The 341-nt window shown below is 72.4% G+C and carries 1 protein-coding gene; it reads left to right on the top strand.

Translation table 11 applies throughout. The features are described 5' to 3' along the window. Window positions 1–160: 160 nt before the first annotated feature. Window positions 161–341 (top strand): hypothetical protein (locus tag UK12_RS34150; protein ID WP_045307109.1); only part of this gene is annotated, 181 nt, incomplete at its 3' end.

The raw sequence follows: 341 nt of genomic DNA, 5'->3' as shown, positions 1-341 counted from the left end.
GTGAGGGGGGCCTGACCGGCCGACGTGTCGACCGCGACACCGCCGAGCAGCTGCTCGGCGGTGTCGCGGTCGATCCGTCGGGATCGGTTGGTGCTGATCTCATGTCCTTCAGCGTCGCGGCTCTGGCGCGTGTCGCACGCTTTGCGGAGGTTTTCGAGGAGTGGCTCTTCCCGCCCTCGCGGCTTCCGTCCGGGTCTCCTCCACGGTCGCCCTCCCGGTCGGCGTCGCGGTCGCCCTCCCGCCCGCCCTCGCGCTGCGGCGGTACGGCACCTCCGCCCGGAATGCCGAGGTCGGCCCCTCCGGCTTGGTCGAGCAGCTTGGCCAGCTTGCGCAGTCCCTGG

Source organism: Saccharothrix sp. ST-888, assembly GCF_000955975.1.
Lineage (GTDB): Bacteria > Actinomycetota > Actinomycetes > Streptomycetales > Streptomycetaceae > Kitasatospora.
The sequence above is the reverse complement of the archived record's forward strand: the minus strand, read 5'-3'. Positions and strand labels throughout refer to the sequence as shown.